5 protein-coding genes and 1 pseudogene are annotated in these 5377 nt (G+C 63.9%); all 6 read right to left on the bottom strand.

The window, feature by feature from the left end; genetic code table 11:
* Positions 1-398: 398 nt before the first annotated feature.
* Positions 399-1421 (bottom strand): LacI family DNA-binding transcriptional regulator, encoded by a 1023-nt coding sequence (locus EN745_RS29175; protein ID WP_126056015.1) that lies wholly within the window; start codon positions 1419-1421, stop codon positions 399-401.
* Positions 1422-1510: 89 nt separating this feature from the next.
* Positions 1511-2305, bottom strand: coding sequence for an ATP-binding cassette domain-containing protein (locus EN745_RS29170; protein ID WP_126056014.1), 795 nt, complete (start codon positions 2303-2305; stop codon positions 1511-1513).
* 3 nt (positions 2306-2308) lie between these two features.
* Positions 2309-3295 carry an ABC transporter permease gene (locus EN745_RS29165; RefSeq protein ID WP_126056013.1) on the bottom strand — a complete coding sequence of 329 codons (987 nt, stop codon included), beginning with the start codon at positions 3293-3295 and terminating at the stop codon, positions 2309-2311.
* Between the two features lie 205 nt (positions 3296-3500).
* Positions 3501-4433, bottom strand: a complete 933-nt coding sequence (locus EN745_RS29160; RefSeq protein WP_127422834.1) for a substrate-binding domain-containing protein — start codon at positions 4431-4433, stop codon at positions 3501-3503.
* Positions 4434-4605: 172 nt separating this feature from the next.
* The gene (locus EN745_RS29155; RefSeq protein ID WP_127422833.1) at positions 4606-5106 is read right to left on the bottom strand and encodes a hypothetical protein; all 501 of its coding nucleotides are present in this window, start codon (positions 5104-5106) and stop codon (positions 4606-4608) included.
* Positions 5107-5143: 37 nt separating this feature from the next.
* A pseudogene (locus EN745_RS29150) lies at positions 5144-5377 on the bottom strand (fumarylacetoacetate hydrolase); the annotation flags it as partial.

The following is a 5377-nucleotide window of genomic DNA, read 5'->3' as shown; positions in this document are numbered from 1 at the left end:
CCGATGGATCGGGCGTCGCTTTCGAACTCAGCACCAATCTGGCGACAGCTAGAGGCTAGGCGCGCAATTGGCCAGCACTCCTGATTTTCCAGTATGATTTGGCAATCCGGGTGAGGGGGCTGGCGTCGCCTCCGCATTTTCCATGCGGGCAAAGAAAAAGCCCGCTGCCGGGAGGAGGAGGCAGCGGGCTCGATTTCGAATGCGGCACGGGAGGAGGTGTACCGCATTCACCGTCGGCATCACATCTGGGAGGAGGAGACGGCCGACACCCAGATACGTACTGGTTGCTTAACGATTCGGCAACCATGAAACGTGCATAGCTGATGTGCAGAATTGCCGCACCCCTCGGCAATCCTCCGACAAATCCGGGCAAAGCAGCCTTGCCAAGGCAAGCTAACCTATTGAACCGGCACGTTTTCCTTGAAGATCAATCGCGGCTCGATGAATTTTTTCGTCAGGTACGGCGCCGAGGAGGCGATCGAGCCGAGCAGGCGGATCACCGACTGCTCGGCGATCAGTCGTGCATTCTGGTCGATGACGACATCGCAGAGATCGTCGACCAGATAGCCGCGCGTCTCCCTGGTCAGGTCATGGCAGATGAACACCGGCTTCGTGCGCGGCCTGGATTCCAGCAGCGCCTTTGCCACACCCGAGCGCCCGGCGCCGACGCAGTAAATGCCGAGCAGCTCCGGTTCGTTGTGCAGCGCCTTCATCGTCGCGGTGTAGCTCACCTCCGGCTCGTCATTGATCTCGACGGCGCTTGAGATGGTGAGGTTGGGGAATTCCTCGCTCAACACCGAACGGAAGCCCATTTCGCGCTCCTCATGGCCGCGGTAGGAACGCGAGCCGACCACCATGGCGAGATGACCGCTGCGACCGCCGAGGAAGCGGCCCATCAACAGCGCCGCCGTGCGTCCCGCCACCCGGTTGTCGATGCCGACATAGGCCGAGCGCGGCGCCGCCGGAACGTCCGACACCAGGGTGACGAGGCGGATGCCGGCCTCGACAAGCTCGCGCAGGATGTTGCGGGTTCTCGGATGATCGACGGCGATGACGCCGACGCCGTTCGCCTTGAGCGACAGGTTCTCGACGGCGCCCTGCAGCGTGCTGGGCGAGATGCCGGCAAGGCTGTGGATGCGGCAGGAGGCGACCAGCGGCAGGCGCGCCGCATAGTCCTCGATATGGCGGGCGAGATCGACCATGAAGGCATTGCTGCCGATCGGCAGGAAGAATTCCAGATGCGCCGGCTTCGACGGCAGCGCCACCTGGTCGACGACAGGCAGGTAACCGAGCTGTTTCGCCGCTTCCATGACGCGCTGCCGGTTGGCGGCGCTGGCGCCGGGCCGGTTGTTCAGCACCCTGTCGACCGTCGCGGTCGACAGCCCGCAGTTCCTGGCGATGTCGGCGACGGTGGCTTTCATGGTTCCAGTCATAGGAGCGTATGCGATCCTGTGCCAGACGCGTGATGACTGACCGGGCGGATGATTGACGTCCGCCAGCGGCGGAGGCTTCAGCCTTGCGGTTGCGTGCCCGCCGCAAGGGCGTCACGGATGTCCTTGTCGGACATGCCGGTGATGATCCGCTCGACGTCGGCGACGGTCGTCTGTTTCGGATCGATGTCGTCGGCCACCACCTTGCCACGGCGCATGACGACGATGCGGTCGACCACCTGGAAGACGTGGTGGATGTTGTGGGCGATGAAGATACAGGAATGGCCGGAATCGCGGGCGTTGCGCACGAAGCTCAGCACGCCTTGCGTCTCGGCGACGCCGAGATTGTTGGTGGGCTCGTCGAGGATGATGAGGTCGCTGTCGAAATGCATGGCCCGGGCGATCGCCACAGCCTGCCGCTCGCCGCCCGACAGCGAGCCGATCGGCGTCGTCGGCGGGATGTTCTTGGAGATGCCGACCTGTTTCAGCAGGTCGCGCGCCACCGTGTTCATCGCCTCCTGGTCCATGCGGTTCAAAAAACGCGGCGGCTTGATCGGCTCGCGGCCGAGGAACAGGTTGCGCGCGATCGACAGTTGCGTGACCAGCGCGGAATCCTGGTAGATGGTCTCGATGCCGTGGGCGATGGCGTCGCTGGTGCTGCGCAGGTTGACCTTTTTGCCGCGGATGAAGATGTCGCCGCTGGTCAGCGGCACTGCGCCCGACAGCACCTTGATCAGCGTCGACTTGCCGGCGCCGTTGTCGCCGAGCAGGCCGACGATCTCCTTTTCGTTGACGTGGAAATTGGCGTCCACCAGCGCCTGCACGCGCCCGTAGGACTTGCGGATGTTCTGCATGCGGATCAGCGGTTCAGCCATGGGTCACGTTCCTGCCTGATGCCGGCGTTCGAGCCATGAGTGCAGCGCCATCATGCCGAGGATGATGGCGCCGATGAAGATGTTGTAGGCAAGCCCCGGCACGCCGATCAACACGATGCCGTTGCGCATCACGCGCAGGATCAGGATGCCGAGCACCGTGCCGATGATGGTGCCGCGACCGCCGGTCAATGCCGTGCCGCCGATCACCACCATGGCGATGACCTCGAGCTCGTAGCCGGTGCCGCTGTTGGGATTGGCGGCGGAGGTGCGCAGCGACGAGATGACGCCGGCGAGCGAGGCCATCAGCGCCGACAGGACGAACAGGCCGACCTTGACGCCATTGACATTCACGCCGCGCGCGCGGGCGGCGTTGGGGTTGCCGCCTGCGGCCTGGATCCAGTTGCCGGTGCGGCTCTGCGTTAGCACGTAGCCAAGCGCGATCGCCGCGCCGATGAACCAGAACAACGACATGTAGATGCGGAACGGTCCAATGAAGAAATCGCCGACCAGCGCTTCCGCCAGCCAGCTGCCTTCGGCGCTCCAGGTGCGCTGCGGGAACCCGTCGGTGACGAACAGCGCCGTGCCGCGCACGACGAGGAGCATGCCGAGCGTGACCAGGAAGGACGGGATCTTGAGCTGCGTCACGAACCAGCCATTGACCAGCCCGATGAAAGCCGCGACCACCAGCGCGACAAGCAGGCCTACCTCCAGTGAGGTGACGCCGCCATTGAACAGCGTCCACATCAGCACCGGCGAAAAGCCGAACAGCGAGCCGACCGAGAGGTCGAACTCGCCCGATGTCATCAAAAGCGTCATCGCCAGCGCGATCAGGCCAAGCTCGACCGTGAAGGCGAGGATGTTGGAGATGTTCTGCGGCGACAGGAAATCGGGATTGATGACCCAGAAGACGACGAGCTCGATGACGAGCAGCACGAAGGGCCCGAATTCCGGCCTCGCGATCAGGCGTTGGGTAAGCGAATGGTTTTCCACGTTGAATCCTTGGGTGGAAAGGTCGAGATCGCCGGCCGTGTCAGGGGGCTCGGCGAAGTGAAAAAGGACAGTCGCGGCTACTGGAGCGGCCGCGACTGTGCGCAGGCGATTCCGAAAATCGGACCGGATTCTCGCAAAGGCCGTGCGCAAGATCGAGCTGCCCGCCGCGCGTCCGGAAATGACGCGCGGCGCTGCAGGGGACGGATCACTTCCCGGACAGGATCTTGTCGTAGACCCCGGCGGTGTCCTTTTCGTAGAGCGCGCCGGTGATAACGTTGAAGCCCGGAGGGATGCCGGCGGCCGCCATGTTGGCGAGCGAGAGCGCGACGTAGCTGGTCGCCTGCGGGTCCTGCCACTGCGCGGCGTTGACATAGCCGTTCAGCACTTCCTGGGTGGTGTCGAGCGAGTTGCCCCAGCCGACGACCGGGATTTCGCCGGGCTTGATGCCGACCTGGTCGAACACCCGTTTGATCGAGCCGGTGACGAGGTCGCCGAGGCCGATGATTGCCTTCACCTTGCCTTTGTGCGCGGTCAGGTAGTCGACCATGCGGTTGATCACTTCTGCCTGGTCGAGCGTCGCCTCGGTGATTTCATAGGTGATGCCGAGCGGTTCGAAGACGCTCTTGATGCCTTCCTCTTCCTGCACGCCATAGGTGGCGCCGGGAACCTCGACCGGCATCCAGACGAAGTCGCCCTTCTTCACCAGGCCCTTGTCGACCAGATACTGCGCCCAGTGCTTGCCGAAAGTGACGTTGTCGCCACCGACATAGGCGTTGAAGTTGGCCTTGGGATCGGGCGTGTTGAAGTTGATGATCGGGATGTTGGCCGCGCGCGCTTCCTTGACGATCTCGACCAGGCTGCCCGGATCGGGGCTGGTGGTGACGATGCCGTCGGCCTTGGCCGAGATGGCGGCGCGAACCGCCTCCTGCTGTGACGCCACGTCGCCATTATGGAATGAGGTGTTGACGGAGTTGCCGGTATCGGTCGCCCATTGCTTGGCGCCGGCCAGGAAGTAGGTCCAGACCGGGTCGGCCGGACCACCATGCGAAATCCAGTAGAAGGTCTTGGCCTGCGCCGCCGCCGGAATGGCGAGCGCCACGATCAAGCCAAGCACGAGCAGTCTTAGCCTCGTCAGCATATGGTTTCCTCCCATGTTGAAACGACTTCCACGTCGGACGCGATGCGGCCCAAAAACCGCATTTCCTGCCAGCGCCGAGCGGGTGCTTAGAGGGCATCCCTTTCCGGCCCTATGGCAAGCCTCCAAGCGCCAATGGATGTTGGCGCAAGGCAGGACGCCATCAGCAATCCCATCAGATTGCATCAGTTTGGGTGATATTTGCGTGAGGTTGTCGAGCGGGACTCAGCCGCGCGGACCGTTCTGCCTGCGCTCCGCGCGCCGGCCGCGCCAGATCCTGCCCAGCCAGTCGACCGCCAGCGACAGCGAGGTTTGTCCATGTGGCATCGATGCCGAGCAGAGGGATCGCGCTCGGCACCGCCTGGATGACCAGTATGCCGATGGCGGCGCCGATGGCGCTGCCATGCCCGCCCGACAGCCTCGTGCCGCCAAGCAGCGGCGCGGCGATTGCCAGCAGCGCAAAGCCGTTGCCGTCATTGGGGAGGATGGTGCCCTGCGCGCCGAGATGGACGACGCCGGCGAGTCCCGCAATTGCGCCCATCGGTGCCAGCGCCATGAGCCGGACCTTGCCCGTCGCGATGCCGGCATGGGCGGCGGCTTCCGGATTGCTGCCCGTGGCCTGCACCCGGTAGCCGAAGCGGAACGGATCGCGCCCGCAGTCACCGGGCCTCAACATAAAATTGTGTTGATGAAGGCCGGTTCTTGCAGGGTTGTCAGATCAGACCGGCCCTGGCGAGGTCGCGCATCAGATGGCTGGCACCATAGGTCCAGTGCGGGCAATCCGGTGACAGGCGCACACGGTTGACCAGCGCGCCGAGTTTTTCCGACGAGATGGTGACGATATCGCCGACCTTGTGGGTAAAGCCCTTGCCCTTCTCGCCGCGATCCTTCGACGGCACGAACATGGTGCCGAGATAGAGCGCCAACCCGTCGGGATACTGGTGATG

Source organism: Mesorhizobium sp. M4A.F.Ca.ET.022.05.2.1 (assembly GCF_003998845.1).
Lineage (GTDB): Bacteria > Pseudomonadota > Alphaproteobacteria > Rhizobiales > Rhizobiaceae > Mesorhizobium.
This window is presented reverse-complemented; position numbering and strand designations above follow the sequence as displayed.

Excerpts from the sequence above, each read along its gene's own strand:
- EN745_RS29175 (WP_126056015.1), bottom strand. The coding sequence starts at position 1,421 with ATGAAAGCCACCGTCGCCGACATCGCCAGGAACTGCGGGCTGTCGACC.
- EN745_RS29170 (WP_126056014.1), bottom strand. The coding sequence starts at position 2,305 with ATGGCTGAACCGCTGATCCGCATGCAGAACATCCGCAAGTCCTACGGG.
- EN745_RS29160 (WP_127422834.1), bottom strand. The coding sequence starts at position 4,433 with ATGCTGACGAGGCTAAGACTGCTCGTGCTTGGCTTGATCGTGGCGCTC.
- EN745_RS29155 (WP_127422833.1), bottom strand. The coding sequence starts at position 5,106 with ATGTTGAGGCCCGGTGACTGCGGGCGCGATCCGTTCCGCTTCGGCTAC.